Origin of the sequence: Bacillus cereus (genome assembly GCF_002564555.1) — a bacterium.
In the GTDB taxonomy this organism is placed as follows: Bacteria; Bacillota; Bacilli; order Bacillales; family Bacillaceae_G; genus Bacillus_A; species Bacillus_A cereus_K.
This window is the reverse complement of sequence record NZ_NUVD01000015.1, coordinates 268,334-287,906: the sequence shown is the minus strand read 5'-3', so window position 1 is coordinate 287,906 and position 19,573 is coordinate 268,334. Positions and strand designations below refer to the sequence as shown.

Here is a 19,573-nt window from a genome sequence, read left to right as displayed (position 1 = left end):
CTTCACTATGTTGTTGTACTCATCAATTGGTGGTTGCTTTTTCAATGTGTTCCTTCCTCACTAATTATGATGTCCGCTTTCGTAAAAATATATGCCAAGAAATTAAAATTTTTTTTGGAGACATCGATACTATGTAGTGCACCATGATTTTTGGTAAGATGAATATAGAATGAATATAAATGAAGAAAGTGGTGTCGTATGAGCGAGTTATTACGTGTAGAAAATGTTACAGGAGGATATACGAAACGACCTGTATTAAAAGATGTTTCGTTCTCTGTTAATAAAGGCGAACTTGTCGGCTTAATCGGTTTAAATGGAGCTGGTAAAAGTACGACGATTAAACATATTATCGGTTTAATGGAACCGAAAAAAGGAACTGTCACAATTAATGGAAAAACAATTCGTGATGATATGACAGCGTACCGTTCTAGCTTCTCATTCATTCCAGAAACACCGGTATTATATGATGAGTTAACGCTAGAAGAGCATTTGAAGTTAACAGCGATGGCGTACGGTGTCGATGAAAAACAATATGAAGAACGTGTGGGACAACTATTACAAGAGTTTCGCATGAAAAATCGTTTGAAATGGTTCCCGTCTCATTTCTCAAAAGGGATGAAACAAAAAGTAATGATTATGAGCGCATTTTTAGTTGAGCCATCTCTTTACATAGTAGACGAACCGTTCGTTGGACTGGATCCGTTAGCGATTCAATCCCTTCTTCAAATGATGGACCAAATGAAAAAGAGCGGTGCAGGCATTTTAATGAGTACACACATTTTAGCGACAGCAGAGCGTTATTGTGATTCGTTCATTATTTTACATCAAGGTGAAGTAAGAGCGAAAGGAACGTTATCTGAACTGCAGTCCGAGTTTAATATGCCTGGTGCGACGCTAGATGACATTTACATTGCGTTAACGAAGGAAGAAGATTATGAATAGCACAGCATTATGGAAAGAACGATTTCGTCACTTTCTAAAAGAAGTTCGTACATATAGTAAATACGTATTTAATGATCATTTGAAATTTATTTTCGTGTTCATCATCGGTGCAGGAGCGTATTATTACCAGCAATGGTTACAAACGTTAACACCTTCGTTTCCAACTGCGCTTGTGATGGCAGTATTAATAGGAATCGTTTTAACAGCCGGATCCATTCAAACGTTATTAAAAGAAGCAGACCTTGTTTACTTGCTGCCAGTTGAAGAAAAGCTAAAGCCTTACTTCACAAAGGCATTTTTCTTCACGTTTATGATTCAGTTATACATAATCGCAATGGTAGCAGCTGCACTTGCTCCGTTATATTTCCAGCAAATGAAGCAAACAGGAGCGGCTTACATATGGATTGTAATCGCGCTTGTCATTGTAAAAGCATGGAATTTATTTGTAACGTGGGAAAAGTCATTTTTAACAGATCGAAATATACAAAGGGCTGATGGGTTTATTCGTTTTATTTTAAACGGTCTATTTGTATATTTCCTTGTAGAACGTACTTCCGTTCTTTTTACCTGTGTAATCGTTCTGCTTATGGTGTTATACCTTGCGATCATGTATCAAATGGTGAAGGGAAAGCCGCTGAACTGGGAGTATTTAATTTCTGAAGAAGGTAAAAAAATGATGCTGCTATATCGCATTGCGAATATGTTTGTTGACGTGCCAGCATTAAAAGAGAAAGTATCCCGTAGAAAATGGCTTGATTTCATCCTTTCGATGATTGGTGAAAAACGTACATATTTATACTTATATACGAGAACGTTCTTAAGATCTGGCAACTATTTCGGCTTATATGTGCGTTTACTCGTTCTTGGGGGAGTCATTCTTTATTTTATCCCATTTGTATATGGACGTTTTATCGTAAGTCTTATTTTCTTATACTTAATCGGTTATCAGCTATTACCCCTATGGAAACATTACCGCATGAAAATTTGGCTTGATTTGTATCCAGTAGAGGAAGACGAGAAGAAGGAAGATTTTCTTGCTTTATTAAATGCGATTCTTATTATCGGTAGCATTGTATTTACAATTTTATTTGCACTTGCGACGAAAGATTTCATAATGACCGGTATTTTATTTGTCGTAAGCATATTATTTAGTATCGGCTTCGTTTATCAATACAGTGCAAAGCGCATTGAGCGTTTAAACTGAAGGGAATGGACCTATGATTACGTATGAAGAAAAGGTTATAAAAGAATTGGAGCAGTGGAAAGCTACATTCATGAAAGATTCTTCTATGATGACACGGTTCTCAAAAAAAATGCAGACGAAAGTACAACAGCTTATTCCGGCGAAAGTACAAAAAGTATTAACAGAAACGATTCGGATGATGGTGCAAACGATTAGCGCCGGATCAAACTTTATAAAGCCGAAATTAAAAGAAACGACTTGGTCACTGCAAAGACGTGACGATGAAGTTCGTAAAAAAATGGACGAATATAAAAAAGTAGCAGCGGCAGAAGGAGCAGGGACAGGAGCTGGTGGGATTCTCCTCGGTCTTGCTGACTTTCCGCTTCTACTCAGCATTAAAATTAAATTTTTATTCGATGCAGCAACATTGTACGGATTTGATACGAGTAACAAAGAAGAACGCCTCTTTATTCTTCACGTTTTCCAGCTCGCTTTTTCCAGTGATGATCACCGAAAAGAAGTATGGAAAGCAATTGAAACGTGGGATACAGAAGAAGAAAATCATATGGACTGGGAAAAGTTCCAAACAGAGTACCGAGACTATATCGATTTAGCGAAGATGCTTCAGCTCGTCCCGATCATCGGTGCCCCGGTCGGAGCATACGCGAACTATCAATTATTGCAACGACTTGGCGAAGTGACGATGAATTGTTATCGTATGAGATTACTGAATAGAAACTGATTTGCGTTACAACAAAAGAAAGCATCCTAAATGTGTAATTTGGGATGCTTTTTTTATATTTATGGCGTACGGAAAGTATGCAAGTATTCATAACTTATGCAGCAACGGATATTTTCCCGTGGGGAATTTATCCGTTTTTTTTTGCTTTGTAACATGAGAAAATAATGATTTTCCCATAGGGTAACAAAATGGAACAAAAATTGCATAGATAAGTTGCAAAGGTGAAGGGGGTTGAAAAGTGAAAGATGACATTCAGTTGAAGCGTTCGTTGACTTTTTTTCCACTTGTATTGCTAGGTCTGGCTTATATGGCACCATTAACGGTATTTACTACGTTTGGCGTAGTGGAATCTTTATCAAAAGGAGTGATACCAACAGCCTATATACTTGCCCTATGTGCGATGTTATTTACAGCATATAGTTATGGACAAATGACAAAAGCGTATCCAATTTCGGGATCAGCTTATACGTATACGCAAAAGTCATTAAGTCCAGGATTAGGTTTCATGGTTGGTTGGGTAATTTTAATGGATTATTTGTTTATCCCCATGATTAACTTCCTCATTATTTCACTCTATTTATCGGAATATCTTCCTTCTATTCCTTCTAGTATATGGATTATTGCGATGATTATAATTGTGACAGTAATTAATGTTGTAGGAACAAAAGTAACGATTACAATGAATATGATTTTTTTAGGATTCCAATATATCGTATTGATGGTTTTTTGCGCTCTATGTATTCATTCACTTCTTAATGGAACAGGAGAGGGAACATTGTTTTCATTAAAACCGTTTATGAATCCAGATTCTTCAATAATTGCAGCATTTTCAGGGGCATCTGTACTTTGTTTATCCTATTTAGGGTTTGATGCTTTAACAACTTTTGCAGAGGAGACAATTCAACCAAAAAAGACCATTCCAAAAGCGATTTTCTTTGTCATTTGCTTTTCCGGTATTTGCTATATTATCGTTTCATATCTAGCACATTTAATACATCCAGATTATTTGGCATATAAAAGTTTAGATACGGCAGCTGCTGAAATCGCTAGAATGATTGGAGGGAATTTATTTAATGCTTTGTTTCTTGCAGGAATGATTGTAACTGCATTTACATCCGCGTTAGCCTCTCATGCTAGTGTTTCGCGTATTTTATATGCAATGGGGAGGGATTCTGTACTACCAAAATCATTTTTCGCCTATATACATCCGCGTTTTCAAACGCCTATCAAAAATATTATTTTAGTGAGTATGTTTGCTTTGATGGCACTATTTACTGATCTTGTTACAATTACATCTTTTATTAACTTCGGTGCATTGATCGCCTTTACATTTGTGAATATTTCCGTCATTGCACATTATTTTATTAAGGGGGGGCAAAGGTCATTAAAATCTGCGATTCTCTATTTATTAATACCGCTAATTGGTGCATGTATAACAATTAAATTGTGGAGTGATTTGGACAAGATGTCTCTCATACTGGGAGGAATATGGACCATTATAGGTATTGTATACCTTCTATATATAACAAAATTATTCCGTGTTCAGCCACCACAGATGAATTTTGATGAATCGCCAAAAGAAGATGGACAAGAAGTATCTATTTAGGGGGAGAATTATGAGAAAAAAAGCGGATATGATTTTAAGTAGTCAGGCTGTATTTACGGGTATAGGAGAAACACCTATCTCGGCATCAATTATTGTTAAGGATGATAAGATTATTGCTCTTGTTCCGAAAGAAGAGATTCATGGCTATGTAGATGCTGACACAATTGTACATGATTTTGGAAATCAGCTTATTATGCCTGGATTTCATGATTTCCATATTCATTTAATGTTAGGAAGTTTAGTAAATGAGGGAGTACAGTTAATTCATGCGCGTTCAGCTAGAGAAGTTGGAAAGCTTGTAAAGGAATTTGCTGAACGAAATACCGAGATAAATTGTGTGATTGGAAGCAGTTGGGAACAGAATTTGTGGGAAATTCATGAAGAGCCACATCGGATGATATTGGATGAGTATGTTGCAGATCGTCCGGTGTTTTTATACCATGCTGAGTTTCATAGTGTTTGGCTAAATAGTAAAGCACTCGAAATGGCAGGGATTAATAAAGAAACTAAGAGTCCACCATACGGAGAAATTGTCAGGGATCAAAATGGTGAGCTAACAGGAGTCTTAAAGGAAAATGCAGTGGGGTTAGCAACTAGTGTATTGCAGTTTAACTCTAAACGAAATAGGATATTGCTTCAGAATTTTTTAATAGAAGCTGCGAAATATGGAGTAACCTCTGTGCATGATTTATTGAGGATACCAGAAATGGGCGTGGAAGAAGCTGAGTTATATGATGAATTTGAAAAAATAGGAAAGTTAACAACGAGAATTCATTTTGTTGCTCCGCTAAATGGAGATTTAAACTTAGCAAGATCCTTAAAGGAAAAATACAAATCTAGTATGGTTCAATTTTGTGGGTTTAAACAATTTATTGATGGAGTAACAACTAGTTATACGGCATATTTACTTGAACCATATAATGAAGAAACGACAAGAGGGCATACTACATATCCACCAGAAATCATAAAAAAATGGACAGTAGCGGCTGATAAGGAGGGCTTTCGCGTAAGGTTTCATGCAATAGGAGATGGAGCTGTACGTTTAGCATTAGATGTTTTTGAAGAAGCTGAAATACAGAATGGAAAAAGAGATGCAAGGCACGCAATTGAGCATGTCGAAATGATTCATCCAAATGATATTGAGCGGTTTCAAAAACTAGGGGTGATGGCGTCTATTCAGCCTGAACATATTAATCTTACAAGTCGAGAAGTATATAGAAGGTTAATTGGATCAGAAAGAATGCAATACAATTACTTGATGAAAACATTAATGGATGCAGGAACAATGCTTGTATTTGGCAGCGATTATCCTGTTGTTACAATAAACCCGTTACCAGAAATTTACCGAGCTGTAACAAGGCTAGATGATGAAGGTGTGAAATGGAATTCGCAAGAGAAAATATCATTAGCGGAAGCGTTACGAGCATACACGTATACTCCTTCGTATGCCTCATTTCGCGAAAAGGAATTAGGCACAATAGAAGAAGGAAAGTTAGCTGACATAGTTGTGCTAGATCGGAATTTGTTTACTGCACCGGTGGAAGAAATTAAAGATGCTAAGGTTATTTTTACAATGGTAAATGGAAATATAGTTTTTCGGAATGAAAAAGAAAGCGTTAAGAATTAAAGAAGTTCTAAACAAATAAAAAGACTCTCAAATTTGAGAGTCTTTTTTTCTATTTCTATTCATATTTTTTTATTATATTACCAATAATATACAGATAAGGCAGATTTGGTTATAAAGCTATTTGAGCTTACTTTACTGTATTTAGGGGTGCAAATATGAAAGTATCAATATTTATCACTTGTGTGGCAGATGTTTTTTATCCAGAAGTAGGAAAAGATGTTGTGGAAATTCTTGAAGATTTAGGGTGTGAAGTTGATTTTCCAAAAACTCAAACTTGCTGCGGACAACCTGCTTATAATAGCGGGTACGTGAAAGAAACAAAAACAGCTGCAAAACATATGATTGAAGCCTTTGCTGGTTCAGAGTATGTTGTGGCACCATCGGGGTCTTGCGCTATGATGGTCCATGAGTTTTCCGGTTTATTTTCTGAAAGTGAAGCGGAGTGGAAGAAAAAAGCGACTGAACTTGCAAATAAAACATATGAATTCACACAATTTCTCGTTGAAGTATTAGGGAAAGAAGATTTAGGTGCGGAGCTTCATAAAAAAGCAACGGTTCATACATCTTGTCATATGAGCCGATTAATGGGGATTAAGGAACCGCCGCAAAAATTATTAAAATGTGTAAAGGGACTGGAAGTTGTTTCACTGCCGCATAATTATGATTGCTGTGGATTTGGAGGGACATTCTCAGTGAAAATGCCGGAAATTTCTGAGCAAATGGTTGAGGAAAAGGTAAAGCATATTATGGAAACCGGTGCGGAAGTGTTAATTGGGATGGATTGTAGCTGCTTAATGAATATAAAAGGACGTTTAACACGTAATGGTTATCCGATTGATGTAAAACATATTGCTCAAGTATTAAATGAAGATCGAAAATAGGAGGGGGATATAGAGATGGGAATGAAAATTGGGAACGATCCCTTTCATAAGCGTACTGAAACAGGCATTGGGGATCAATTTATGCGAAAGGCTGTCAGGAAAGCGCAAGATGGTCTGAGAGTCAAGAAATTAAAAGCTACTGAGAGTCTTGGGAATTGGGAAGAATGGCGAGCTTTAGGAGAAGAAATTCGAAAGCATACATTAGAAAACCTTGATTATTATTTATATGAGCTGAGTGAAAATATTGAGAAAAACGGTGGTTTTGTTTATTTTGCAAAGACTGCCGAAGATGCAAGGGAATATGTAAAAGGGATTGTAAAAAAGAAAAATGCGAAAAAAATTGTGAAATCCAAATCGATGGTAACGGAAGAGATTAGTTTAAATGAAGCGATTGAAGAAGCCGGAGCGGAAGTGTTAGAAACAGATCTTGCGGAATTTATTCTACAAGTGAACGACCATGATCCTCCGTCACATATTGTTGTTCCGTGTCTTCACAAAGATAAAGAACACATTTGTGAAATATTTAAAACAAAGTTAAATTACACTGGAACATCTGATCCTACGGAAATGGCGAGGTTTGTAAGAGCATATTTACGTGATGATTTTTTTGCAGCAGATATAGGGGTGACTGGATGTAACTTTGCTGTTGCAGAGTCTGGTTCCATTTCTATCGTAGCAAACGAAGGAAATGCAAGACTTACGACGACACTTCCGAAAACGTTAATTACAGTTATGGGGATGGAACGTATCGTTCCGACATGGGAAGAGCTTGATGTTTTAGTAACACTTTTATGCCGAAGTTCTGTAGGACAAAAGTTAACAAGTTATATTACAGGGTTAACTGAGCCAGGCGGGACGGATGGACCTGAGGAATTTCATTTAGTCATTGTTGATAATGGCCGTTCTGATATTGTAGGAACAGAATTCCAAAGTGTCCTTCAGTGCATTCGTTGCGCGGCATGCATTAACGTGTGCCCTGTATACAGGCATATTGGTGGACATGCATATGGCTCTATTTATCCAGGACCAATTGGAGCTGTGTTGACACCGCTTTTAGGGGGATATGATGAATATAAGGATTTACCTTATGCATCTAGCCTTTGTGGTGCTTGTACAGAAGCGTGTCCAGTGAAAATCCCGTTACATGACTTATTAATTAAGCATCGTAGCCGCATTGTACAAGAAAAATACTCACCCGTAGCTTGGAACGTAGCTATGAAAGGCTTTGAAAAAGTAGTGAATAGTTCTAAATTATTTTCTTTCGCAGCGAAGAGTGCTCCGTATGCATTAAAGCCTCTTGCAAAAGGAGATAAGATCGAGCGCGGCATTGGGCCGTTAAAAGATTGGACGGATGCGAGAGATTTTCCAGTTCCGAAAAAACAACCGTTTCGAGAGTGGTTTAAAAAACACGAAAAGGAGAATAATGATGGCCATCCAAAATCGTGAGGAATTTTTATTCCAATTATCAGAAAAGCTTGGCAGGAAACGTCCAGAAGCAGTGGAAAAACCGAAATGGTCTGTTTCCCCGCAGTGGAATGTGTTTGACGGACTTTCGCAAGACGAACTTGTATTACAGTTAATAGAGCACTGCGAAGTGATTCATACAGAAGTAAAGCGAACAACGAAGGAAAATCTTGTTGAAACATTGGGGTCTTTTATAACAGATTGGAATATCAAATCTGCGATGTATGCGAATGATGAGCGCTTTAATGAGTATGGTCTTACTCCGCTTTTCAAAAATGAAGGTACAACACATTTTCGGGCATGGGGATTAGATCATAAAGATGAGGACATAGCGTTTGCGAAAGCTGCTGACCTTGGCATTACATTCAGTGATATGACTTTGGCAGAATCGGGAACCGTTGTGCTATTTAATGATGGGTTAAAAGGAAGACATGTTAGCCTTCTTCCGGAGTCATATATTGCAATTGTTCCTAAAAGTACGATCGTACCAAGATTAACCCAAGCTACAAAACTTATTCATAATCAAAATGAAGCGGGAGAAAACCTGCCGGCTTGTGTGAATTTCGTTTCTGGTCCGTCAAATAGCGCGGATATTGAAATGAACCTTGTCGTAGGTGTACATGGGCCAATTAGAACAGCGTATATTATTGTGGATGATCAATAATGAAATACAGATGAAACACACATTATGTATAAGAATACTGAAAATAGAAAGCGCTGGTTGTTATATAACTAGAGCTTTCTATTTTGTGTGTCCGGCTAAGTTGGGAACTACTTGAATGTGTCTGTTCCTAGAAGCCAAGTCCGCTATAACTAGCTCCAACTATAATCAATACGATAAAGAGTACAATGATGAATGGAAATCCGCTCTTACCAGCTTGTCCATCTTCACCGCCACCAGTGCCGCCGCTACCACCTTTACCACTAAATCCCATATAAATGTCCCCCTTATTGTTATACGTTGTTTTTACTTTATACTTTTCTAAATTCATCAAGAATCTCCTGTTAAAAATTTGATTCACTTGCAAATCATTCCGTTTCATTTTACAATTTATTTACCGACCGGTAAGTAAAAAAGAGTGAGGTACAGTATGACAAAGAATTTACAAACATCGCACCACATTGTAGAAGCTTCATTTAAACTAATGGCAGAGCATGGCATTGAGAAGATGAGTCTTTCCATGATTGCGAAAGAAGTTGGAATATCAAAGCCAGCTATTTATTATCATTTTTCATCTAAAGAAGCTCTAGTAGATTTTTTATTTGAAGAGATTTTTTCTGGGTATCATTTCATGAGTTATTTTGATAAAGAACAATATACGAAAGAAAACTTTGCAGAAAAGTTAATCGCAGATGGTTTACATATGTTATCGGAGTATGAAGGGCAAGAAGGAATACTGCGCGTTATAAATGAATTTATCGTAACTGCGGCGCGAAATGAAAAGTATCAGAAACGTTTATTTGAAATACAAGAAAATTTCTTAAATGGTTTCCACGATTTATTGAAGAAAGGTGTGGAACTTGGCGTTGTGTCACAACATGCAACAGAAGAAAATGCCCACACGTTAGCGCTCGTTATTGATAATATGAGCAACTATATGCTGATGGGATTCCAGTTAAAGTATAAAGAAATTTGGATTCAAAATGTGAAAAACGTCATGAAGGAGGAGTAAACGTGAAAATGCAAAAAAACTGGTGGCTCGGGTTTCTTGGATTCGTTGGGATTTATAAAATTCCAGGAATGGTTGAAGCTTTTCAGGCGGATGGAAGTTGGCTGAAGTTAATCGGTCTTGTTTGGCTACTTTGGTTCGGATATTTTATTCCTGAGAAGAGGGATAAAGAAGAATGAATATGAATTTTCTGTAAAGTTATGTAAAATATAACTTGAGAGAATTCATATATTAGATTACTAGATTTGGAGTGGTTACATGGATCCATTGAAAAATGAAATTCACCCTGACATGGTCAAGGTATGGAAAGTTCGGGCTGTTATTGAAGAAGGGATCGGTATTCTCGTCATTTTAGCTTACCTTTTCTTCATGATAAAGTTTGATTGGTGGGCGTGGATTTTGTATGTGATGATTGGGCTAACAGTTGCGTTCGCACCATTTTCGTACTTCTTATTCCCGAAACTACGTCAGCGTTATTACAGCTACCAACTAAATGAAGAAGAGCTTGAAATTCAACACGGTCTTTTCGTCGTAAAACGTGTATTAGTACCGATGATTCGTGTACAGCACGTAACGATTGAACAAGGGCCAATTATGAGAAAGTATGGATTAGCAGAACTGCACATTTCAACAGCAGCAACTTCTCATAGTATTCCAGGGTTAACGATGTATGAAGCAGAAATGTTAAAAACGAGAATCGCAGAATTAGCGAAAGTGAGTGATGAGGATGTATAAGAGGCAGCATCCCATCACGATGTTATTAGAATTAAAAATAACAGATTTTGTGCCATTAATTATTTTCATGTTTAGCTTGAATGGGAAATTCCCGTTTTGGTATTTAATTCCCGCAGGATTTGGCTTACTCACTATCTTTTCAGCATTTGAAAAATGGTATTACACAACATACTGGGTTGAAAATAACGTATTACATGTGAAACAAGGGCTCTTTGTGAAAAAGGAGAGCTACTTAAATAAAGAACGTGTCCAAACGATTCATACAAGTTCTAACGTGTTATATCAAATGCTCGGTTTAAAGAAAATTCAAATCGAAACAGCTGGCGGAGGCGATGATGCAGAAGTTAGCCTAGCTGGTATTACGGAAAGTGAAGCGAAGGAGCTTATTTCCTTACTAAATGAGCCGACTCCAGAAGTGAAAGCAGAAGAAGCGTTAGACGAAGTAGCAGAACATGCAGTAGAAAAAGAAATTATTACAGAGGAAAAACAAGCGACAGAATACAAGTTAACTTGGAAAGAAATTTTATTAGCGTCTATTACATCTGGTCAATTTGGATTATTATTCTCTTTAATCTTTTTCGTTTATAACCAAGTGGACGAGTACATTCCGAAAGGGATCAAAAATAGAGTAGAGGCTTATGTAATGGACCATGATATATATGGCTGGATTTACATGGTAGCTATTTTACTAGTCGTTTCTTGGATTATATCGACAATTGGATATGCGTTAAAACATGGGGATTTTACAGTCAATCGAAAAAATGATGAAGTCCGCATTTCGCAAGGGTTACTTGAGAAAAAAGAACTCGTACTAAAGTTACACCGTATTCAAGGTATTACGATAAAAGAAAGTATTTTACGCCAACCGTTCGGTTATTGTGCTGTGCAAGTAGAAGTCATTCAAAGTAAGGGAATGGGCGAAGAGAAAGACAAAGTTACACTGCATCCGATTATTCGTAAAGATCGTGTGCAACAGTTACTCGCTCATTTACAATTACCATATGAACTAAATACAAACATTACCGCATTACCAAAAGCAGCCTTGCGCCGTTATTTAATTGATAGTTTCATCTTCTTCGCCATGCTAGCAATTCCGCTTACGGGAATAAGCATATACTTTGAAAAGTATTTCATCATGTGGGCATTACTACCGCTCGCGATCCTCATCTTTACACTTGGATACGCAACATTTAAAACAAATGGTTACAGTGTAAATGGAGAGCAAATTACACTTGTACATCGTAGCGTCGGAAAATATACAGGACTTGTCAGAAGAAGACACGTCCAATCAATTGAAAAAACACAATCATATTTCCAGCGCCGTGCAAATTTATGTACCTATAAGTTTTCTAGTGCGTCATCGGAGTATAAATTAGAGCATACGAGAGTAGAAGATGCGGAGAGAATGCAGGATTGGTATAAGAAGAGGATAAGTGAGAATTAGATAGAATGGCTCGTTTTTTGCGGAAGACGAGCTTTTTTTCATGTGCAAATAATGAATAATATAGGTAAAGAAAAAAGTGAGGTGAATGAGAGTGAGCAAATTTTTAATTCCGTATTCATTTTCTATATTAAGTTTCTTTATTTCAGCAACGGCACTTGATTTATATGATAGGATGGGAAAAAATGATGAGATGACTTCGCCGAACATACTGGGAAAGGTAATTCAATCTACTTCGCAAATGGGAGTCCTTACATTGTATTTCGGAGTACCTATTATTTTAGGTGGGTGTCTTCTGGGGGAGTTATTATTTAGATTTATCATTTTACGATTTAAATTGAGCTATATTATATCTTTGCTATTATATCTTTTTTTAGCTTTTAGTATTGTTTTTATCTTTTTGTCTGTAATGGTAGGAGTTCCAGCTGCATATGAAGAAATTCGTACTCTTGAAATGATATATTTCATAGGGATAACTATGATTTGCGCTGTTACATTCTTTGTGGGCCGGAATATATGGGAGGAAAAATAAGTTGGTAATGGAGTGACAAAATGAAACACACTTGTCCATGCTGCGGATATAAAGTGAAACTTTAGAAGAAGAACCACCAGGTACCTATGAGATTTGTAGCATATGTTTTTGGGAAGATGATCAGGTTCAGCTTAACGATCCTGATTTTGAAGGCGGGGCAAATGAAGTTTCTCTAAGACAAGCGCAGAAAAATTTCATTACGTTCGGTGCTTGCGAGGAATGTTGTGTTGGCTTAGTTAGAAAACCGACTAGCGAAGATATAAAAGATACTAGTTGGAAGCAAATTTGTTAAGTAGTTTATAAATAAAAATGTTATTACTCAATTCAACAGGAGTAATAACATTTTTTTATGTAGTGATGAAAGAATTAACGCCGTCTTATATAGAGCAAACAAAGCAATCGCTTTTTGGGGTGATTTGTAAGTAACCTCTAAAAGCCTGAATAAAGTATTACTTTAATAGCTAAAATTTTTTCAGATGTATTTTAAATATGGCCTTTACACTCTAAAAAACAATTTGAGGGAATAATGCTGATAAGTATCCAATATATTTAAGTGCTATACTGCATAAAAATATACAATTGAAGTTACTTACAAGAGAAATAGTTGTAAAAAGCAAGTACAAGGAGTATATGTGACTGTATAAGTAATTGAATAATAAATTCATAAAAAAATATATATGGATATAGAAAATGTGTAATGGAAATGGCATAATATAGTAGTTAATTAGACATGGGGAGGGGAATTGTTTATGAAAAAAGTAATTATAGGAAGTTTATTATTATTAGCCCTTACTGGTTGTGGGAAGGATCAAGTTCAAGAAGATTTATTAACGTATATGAATAAAGACATAAAACCTCTTGCTTCTTTGGAGGGAAAAGCGATAAAGGATTATGAAAGTGTAACTGGAAGTAATTACAAGGACGACGAAACTCTACATGAGGAACTTCAAGATGTAATTATTCCAGAGTATAAGGAATTTGTAGAGAAGCTAGAGGCTATAAAAGTGGATAATAGTGAGATTTCAAAGATTCATGAAGGATATATTAAGGCAGCTAACGAACAGCAATCAGGGTTTGTTACTATACTAGATGCTATAGAGAAACAAGATACAGGACTCATTGCTCAAGCTAATGATAAATTAGCAAAAGGAAGAGAAGGTATGCGGAAATATCAGCAGGATCTTAACAACTTGGCTAAGGAGCATAATGTAAAGATCGGTGAATAAAGTGAAACTTTAATCAGTGGAATTTTAACAGCAACAAAACAGAGATAATGAAAGTAAAAAGGTATCCTTCTTATTTGAGGATGCCTTTTTTAGTATAAAAAAAAGGCATCTAGCAAAAGTACTAGATGCAAATAAAAACACAAGGGAAGACAAAATTCTTCCCGTTTCCCGTAAGTAATTATATCAAAAAAATTATAAAAAACTAGCTTTATTTTTTATATAATTGATGTGTGAAGCTATGAAAGTATAAGATTACACTGTTTTCGTAGTGTTTTATTGGAAAAGGAGTTATATAAATGATTAATTTTAAACCAGAAAATTTCAACCAACTATTAAAAGTGACGCTCATAAGTGCGAATAAGTCATATGATGCAATTAAAGATTATGAGTTTACGGGAGAAGAGGTAGCATTCCGTGTAGACTTTGAGCATATTGATGTTGCTCTTATGATTGTAGATATGTTAGGAAGGTCGGCAGCAAGATTTACTATTTTACCATTTGCTGATCCGGATACGAATGAGATAGATTACATTCAGTTTCAAGTGTATTCCATTCATGAAGGGAATTTCAAAGAAGTTCTCGATACAATGTAGAAAACTATAAAGTGAAACTTTAATCAGCCCTCACCAATCGGGCGTTAACGGGCAGCCCGACTCCCACCTAACTTCTTTGCTCCAGCTGAATTTTGAGGTGGGAGTTTTACTGCCCGCAAATAGCGGGATAATTTTACAAAACTGTATAAACCAACTAATATGTAATTAATAAATTCATATAATTGGAGTGATGAGATGCAGCCGTTAGAAAGGGAGATTCATGCTAATATGCTGAAAGTGTGGAGGATTCATGCTTTAATTGGGGCGGCGGTTATAGTAGTAGTCGTAATTGCGTATTTCTTTTTTATGATTAACTTTAACTGGTGGGGCTGGTTGTTCGGATTGTTAGTAACAGGCGCTATTACATTTATCCCGCTTGATTATTTTGTGTTTCCGAATTTACGTCAACGCTATTATAGTTACAGATTAAATGAAGAAGAGATTGAGATTCAAAAGGGAATGTTCGTTGTAAAACGAGTGCTTATTCCAATGATTCGTGTACAGCACGTGACGATCGAACAAGGGCCGATTATGAGAAAGTATAATTTAGCAGAGTTACATATTTCAACAGCGGCAACTTCTCATAGTATTCCAGGTTTAACGAAAGAAGAAGCGGAACAGTTGAAAAGACAAATTGGAGAACTTGCGAAGGTGAGTGATGAGGATGTATAAGAGGCAACATCCGATCACAATATTATTAGGCATTCGAATTGCAGGTTTATTACCTTTTATTTTTCTTGTTCTATTTCGTTCAGACGAGAATGAACCGTGGTATTTATTTTATTTTGTTTTATTGTTCCTTTTAACTATTATGGCCATTTTCTCAGCTGTAAAATGGTATTTTAAAGTGTACTGGGTTGAGAATAATATTTTACATATAAAGCATGGTGTGTTCGTTAAGAAAGAAAGTTACTTAAATAAAGACCGTGTGCAAAACATTAGTACGTCTTCTAACGTCATTTATCAACTACTTGGGCTTACGAAATTGAATATAGAAGTAGCGGGCGGCGGTAGTGAGCCAGAAGTGATGTTGGCTGGTATTAAAGAAGACGAAGTGAAAGAATTAATGGTTTTATTACATAAAGAAAGAAGTATTGTGAGTGAAGAAGCGCCCGCGGAAGAAGAAAGTAAGACGATTTATCAGTTAACAACGAAAGAAATTTTATTCGCATCCATTACATCTGGTAGATTCGGATTAGTATTTTCTGGACTGCTTTTTATTTACGCAGAGTTTAATGAATTTCTTCCAAAATGGCTCATTAATAAAGTGGAAGCGTATGTGATGGATAACGGTGTATATGAATTAATTGTTATGGCCGTGATTTTAATGGCAATTTCGTGGGTCGTTTCTACGGCCGGCTATGCGTTAAAATACGCGAATTTTAAAATCGAGCGAAAAGGAAATGAAATTCGCATCGTGCAAGGGTTATTTGAAAAGAAAGAGTTTGTGTTAAAACTGCACCGTATTCAAGCAATTACTGTGAAAGAAGGAATTCTTCGCCAGCCTTTCGGTTATTGCTCTGTCGAAGTGGAAGTCATTCAAAGTATAGAATCAGCCGGCAATGAAGTGATGTTACACCCTTTTATGAAGAAAAAAGATGTACAGCAGTTACTTACCTATTTGCAGTTGCCATATGAAATGGAAGAGGAAATCGTTCATTTACCGAAAGCGGCACTACGCCGTTACGTCATCATGGGCTGGATTACAAGTGCGGTGCTCGCTGTGCCAATTGTCGGTGCGAGTATATATTTTAAACAACATACCGCGTTGTTCACTCTGATACCGCTATGTATCGTATTTACAATACTTGCATACGCTCGTTACACAAGCAGCGGTTACGTGATGAGAGAAAATCAATTAACGATGGTGTACCGAGGTCTTGCGAAATATACAGGAATGATGCGAAGAAGACACGTCCAAGCAGTAGGATATAATCAATCGTATTTTCAAAGAAAAGATGAACTATGTACAACTCCCGTAGCGGTAGCTGGGCATGGTTATGAAGTGAGGCATATGCGTAAACAAGACGCACTTCGTATATATAATTGGTACAAAGAAAAAGGAAACACCAGCGTGTAGTGGTGTTTCCTTTTTTGTCGTGCGGTCGATATCATTTCACGCACCAAATGTTGCGAATTTCTAAACTAACACATCAAAAGTAGTCACAAAAGATGGGCGAGAGAAAATACTCTTTTGCGCTTCTGCATGTGGATGCGCCGGAGCTTGTCCTTCTGCTTGTGCAGGACGTTTTTTATGAGCGTTTTCGAATGAACGTGATTCTGTCCAGTCTTTAAAGTTTTGCTCAGTCTCCCACATCGTTAAGATGACATATGTATCGTTACTTAATGGGCGAAGAACGCGGATCGCTTGGAAGCCAGGTTCATTTTCGATTAGGCCTGCTCGGTTTTTAAAGCGGTTTTCAAATACTGGGCGACCTTCGTCTGTTACAGAAATGTTGTTACAAACAATATAGCCAGGTTGTCCTTTAAATTCACCAACCGCGTCTAGTACGTCATACTGAAGTGAGCCTTCTACAGATTCTTCTGTATTTTCTTTATAAAACATATTTTTCTCATCATTTTTTGCAGTGAAATGTGCTTGTTCTAGAGGTGTTTCGTATGAAATAATAGCCTTCATTTTAATGCCCCCTTAATAGTTTGTTTCTATTATATCAACTCTTTAGAAAAACTTCGAAGATTATATACATAAAGATAATTCTTTTTCAAATAATAAATGTACCATCATTTGGAAAGAAGGCCGATGTATGAAGAAAGTAAAGTGGACTTTAGTAGGCGGCGTCGCAACGTTTGTAGTAGCGATTGTACTCTACAAACTTATTGTGTTAGCTGGTGGCTATATGATGGATGAAAAGCAGCTTGTTTTCCACTCTTCATCACGTATCGTTGACCAGAAAGGGAAAGAAATTACGAAATTATATGTAGAAAATAGAGAACTCGTACCAGTCGAGCAAATTCCGAAGTATGTGCAGCAAGCGTTTGTTGCGGTGGAAGATTCTCGTTTTTATGAGCATCAAGGAATTGATTACCCATCTATATTGCGGGCGCTCTATAAAGATACGTTAGCTGGTGAAAAGGTAGAGGGCGGTAGTACCATTACGCAGCAACTTGTTAAAAATGTCTTTTTGACTCGTGAAAAAACATTTACGCGCAAATTGAAGGAAGTCGCAATTTCCCTTCAATTAGAGCAAAAATATACGAAGCAGCAAATTCTTGAAATGTATATGAATCATATTTATTTTGGCCATGGGGCTTATGGTATTCAAGCGGCAGCAAAGTTGTATTTTAATAAAAATGTAGAGGATTTAACAGTAGAAGAAGGAGCAATGCTTGCAGGCCTTCCGAAATCACCAAATGGATATTCGCCGTACTTATCACCAAATAAGAGTAAGGAGCGCCGCGATCTCGTATTGTCACTTATGCATAAACAAGGCTATTTGAATGCAGAAGAAAGTGTACGATATCAAGGAAAGACAATTGCTCTATATAAAAACCTAGATGAGAATGAGCTCGCATATATGCCGTATATTGATATGGTCATAGATGAAGCAGCTCGTTTATACGGGTTGTCTCATCAAGAAGTACTGCGCGGAGGGTATACATTTGTCGTACCGATGGATGAAAAGATTCAAAAGGTAGCGTATAACCAGTTTCAAGATGCGAGAAATTTCCCTGGTAAAGAAGAAGGGGCACAAGGTGCATTTTTATTAATGGATAATCGTACAGGCGGGATTAAAGCGGCGATTGGCGGAAGAAAGTATGTGCCGAGGGGGTTTAATCGTGTCTTTGCAAAAAGGCAGCCCGGTTCTGTTTTAAAACCACTAATCGTCTATGCACCAGCATTAGAAACGAAAAAGTATAATCCGTATTCTTTATTAACGAATGAGAGAAGTTCTTTCGAAGGATATGAACCTCGAAATTACAATCATGAGTATACGAAAGAAATGACGATGTACGATGCAATTTTAGAATCAGCAAACGTACCGGCAGTTTCCTTATTAAATGAGTTAGGGGTAGAAGAAGGAAAGCAATATTTAGAGAAAGGAAATGTTCATATTGGAGACGCTGGTTTAAGTACAGCACTTGGCGGATTGAAAAACGGTGTTTCACCATTCGATCTTGTGAAAATGTATCGTGCATTTTTAGCAAATGGCGATATTATTGAGCCGCACGTTATTGATAAAGTGTTAAATAGACACGGCGCAGTCATTGGAGAATCGCCAAAAGTAGAAACAAAAATCTTCTCGAAACAAACGGCATGGTATATGACGAAAATGTTAGAAGGAGTCGTGAAAGAAGGGACGGCGAAAGCAGGTATATATAACGGGGCATTAGCTGGGAAAACAGGTACAACTTCCTTACCAAATGACGATAATGGATCGAGAGATATGTGGTTTGTGGGCTATACGCCAAATTTAGTAGGCGCAGTTTGGATTGGTTATGACCGCACAGATAAAGAACATCAGTTGCAAGGAGAAAGTGCGTCAGCAACGAAATTGTTTAAGAAAATTTTAACGAAGGCAAATGTAGAACAGAAAGAGAAGTTTTTGAAGCCAGAAGGTGTGGAAACAATCGGTGCTCCGATTCGATTGCGCAAGATTGAAGATGTAAAAATGAAACTATCGTTTAGTCCTTTCGGTTTATTTAAAGCAAAATTAAGCTGGACACCACTTCCAGATGAAAGAATTATGTATCGAATTTATAGAGTAGAAAATGGAATTCATACGCATGTAAGCACTGTAACGGGTGCTGGAGAATATGAGGAAAAGTTTGTTAATATATTTTCAAAACCGAGCTTTTACGTTGTACCATATAACACACAAACGAATCGCGAAGGAGAAAAGTCAAAAGTAGCTAAACCATAGTTTTTCTCTGTGCTATAATAAGAATGTTGTGAAAATAGTAAGCGGTTT

20 protein-coding genes and 1 pseudogene are annotated in these 19,573 nt (G+C 36.8%); 19 read left to right on the top strand and 2 right to left on the bottom strand.

Annotated elements, in window-relative coordinates; genetic code table 11:
* Nucleotides 1-198: 198 nt before the first annotated feature.
* From ecsA to COI75_RS08515, 8 genes are all read left to right on the top strand, one after another.
* Nucleotides 199-942: an ABC transporter ATP-binding protein EcsA gene (gene ecsA / locus COI75_RS08550; RefSeq protein ID WP_001292600.1), complete on the top strand. Its 744-nt coding sequence runs from the start codon at nt 199-201 to the stop codon at nt 940-942.
* Nucleotides 935-2,146, top strand: coding sequence for an ABC transporter permease (locus COI75_RS08545; RefSeq protein WP_098448311.1), 1,212 nt, complete (start codon nt 935-937; stop codon nt 2,144-2,146). The genes ecsA and COI75_RS08545 overlap by 8 nt, the downstream gene beginning before the upstream one ends.
* A 13-nt stretch (nt 2,147-2,159) precedes the next feature.
* Nucleotides 2,160-2,867: an ecs operon protein EcsC gene (gene ecsC / locus COI75_RS08540; RefSeq protein ID WP_000634118.1), complete on the top strand. Its 708-nt coding sequence runs from the start codon at nt 2,160-2,162 to the stop codon at nt 2,865-2,867.
* Nucleotides 2,868-3,105: 238 nt separating this feature from the next.
* The gene (locus tag COI75_RS08535) at nt 3,106-4,473 is read left to right on the top strand and encodes an APC family permease (protein WP_098448310.1); all 1,368 of its coding nucleotides are present in this window, start codon (nt 3,106-3,108) and stop codon (nt 4,471-4,473) included.
* Between the two features lie 10 nt (nt 4,474-4,483).
* Complete coding sequence (locus COI75_RS08530; RefSeq protein ID WP_098448309.1) at nt 4,484-6,100, top strand: amidohydrolase; 1,617 nt, start codon at nt 4,484-4,486, stop codon at nt 6,098-6,100.
* Nucleotides 6,101-6,255: 155 nt separating this feature from the next.
* A complete protein-coding gene (locus COI75_RS08525) occupies nt 6,256-6,981 on the top strand; it encodes a (Fe-S)-binding protein (protein ID WP_000868613.1) in 726 nt (241 codons plus the stop codon).
* Between the two features lie 15 nt (nt 6,982-6,996).
* Nucleotides 6,997-8,427, top strand: coding sequence for a LutB/LldF family L-lactate oxidation iron-sulfur protein (locus tag COI75_RS08520; RefSeq protein ID WP_000525458.1), 1,431 nt, complete (start codon nt 6,997-6,999; stop codon nt 8,425-8,427).
* A complete protein-coding gene (locus COI75_RS08515) occupies nt 8,408-9,109 on the top strand; it encodes a LutC/YkgG family protein (protein ID WP_001007537.1) in 702 nt (233 codons plus the stop codon). The genes COI75_RS08520 and COI75_RS08515 overlap by 20 nt, the downstream gene beginning before the upstream one ends.
* Nucleotides 9,110-9,236: 127 nt before the next feature.
* Here the strand turns inward: COI75_RS08515 and COI75_RS08510 are convergent, their stop codons facing one another.
* A complete protein-coding gene (locus tag COI75_RS08510) occupies nt 9,237-9,380 on the bottom strand; it encodes a YjcZ family sporulation protein (protein ID WP_080013376.1) in 144 nt (47 codons plus the stop codon).
* Between the two features lie 156 nt (nt 9,381-9,536).
* Between COI75_RS08510 and COI75_RS08505 the strand changes: the two genes are divergently transcribed.
* The 10 genes and pseudogenes from COI75_RS08505 (at nt 9,537) to COI75_RS08460 (ending at nt 16,722) form a co-directional block, all read left to right on the top strand.
* Complete coding sequence (locus tag COI75_RS08505) at nt 9,537-10,118, top strand: TetR/AcrR family transcriptional regulator (RefSeq protein ID WP_098448308.1); 582 nt, start codon at nt 9,537-9,539, stop codon at nt 10,116-10,118.
* Between the two features lie 2 nt (nt 10,119-10,120).
* The gene (locus COI75_RS26830) at nt 10,121-10,294 is read left to right on the top strand and encodes a hypothetical protein (protein WP_000783818.1); all 174 of its coding nucleotides are present in this window, start codon (nt 10,121-10,123) and stop codon (nt 10,292-10,294) included.
* A 79-nt stretch (nt 10,295-10,373) separates the two neighbouring features.
* Nucleotides 10,374-10,850 (top strand): PH domain-containing protein, encoded by a 477-nt coding sequence (locus COI75_RS08495; RefSeq protein ID WP_000371353.1) that lies wholly within the window; start codon nt 10,374-10,376, stop codon nt 10,848-10,850.
* A complete protein-coding gene (locus COI75_RS08490) occupies nt 10,843-12,294 on the top strand; it encodes a PH domain-containing protein (RefSeq protein ID WP_098448307.1) in 1,452 nt (483 codons plus the stop codon). The genes COI75_RS08495 and COI75_RS08490 overlap by 8 nt, the downstream gene beginning before the upstream one ends.
* 85 nt (nt 12,295-12,379) lie before the next feature.
* Nucleotides 12,380-12,823, top strand: a complete 444-nt coding sequence (locus COI75_RS27255; RefSeq protein WP_098448306.1) for a hypothetical protein — start codon at nt 12,380-12,382, stop codon at nt 12,821-12,823.
* Between the two features lie 20 nt (nt 12,824-12,843).
* Nucleotides 12,844-13,115, top strand: a pseudogene (locus COI75_RS08480) (CPCC family cysteine-rich protein).
* A gap of 457 nt (nt 13,116-13,572) precedes the next feature.
* Nucleotides 13,573-14,049, top strand: coding sequence for a hypothetical protein (locus COI75_RS08475; protein ID WP_000755742.1), 477 nt, complete (start codon nt 13,573-13,575; stop codon nt 14,047-14,049).
* 296 nt (nt 14,050-14,345) lie between these two features.
* On the top strand, nt 14,346-14,642 hold the full coding sequence (locus COI75_RS08470; protein ID WP_098448305.1) for a protoporphyrinogen oxidase: 297 nt from the start codon (nt 14,346-14,348) through the stop codon (nt 14,640-14,642).
* Between the two features lie 195 nt (nt 14,643-14,837).
* The gene (locus tag COI75_RS08465; protein WP_098448304.1) at nt 14,838-15,314 is read left to right on the top strand and encodes a PH domain-containing protein; all 477 of its coding nucleotides are present in this window, start codon (nt 14,838-14,840) and stop codon (nt 15,312-15,314) included.
* Nucleotides 15,307-16,722, top strand: coding sequence for a PH domain-containing protein (locus tag COI75_RS08460; protein ID WP_098448303.1), 1,416 nt, complete (start codon nt 15,307-15,309; stop codon nt 16,720-16,722). The genes COI75_RS08465 and COI75_RS08460 overlap by 8 nt, the downstream gene beginning before the upstream one ends.
* Nucleotides 16,723-16,782: 60 nt before the next feature.
* On the opposite strand, the gene hmoB is transcribed toward COI75_RS08460, so the two are convergent.
* On the bottom strand, nt 16,783-17,280 hold the full coding sequence (gene hmoB, locus COI75_RS08455; RefSeq protein WP_098448302.1) for a heme-degrading monooxygenase HmoB: 498 nt from the start codon (nt 17,278-17,280) through the stop codon (nt 16,783-16,785).
* 127 nt (nt 17,281-17,407) lie between these two features.
* On the opposite strand from hmoB, the gene COI75_RS08450 reads away from it, so the two are divergent.
* Entirely contained in the window at nt 17,408-19,525 is a 2,118-nt protein-coding gene (locus COI75_RS08450) for a transglycosylase domain-containing protein (protein WP_000756305.1), read from the top strand.
* Nucleotides 19,526-19,573: the final 48 nt, after the last annotated feature.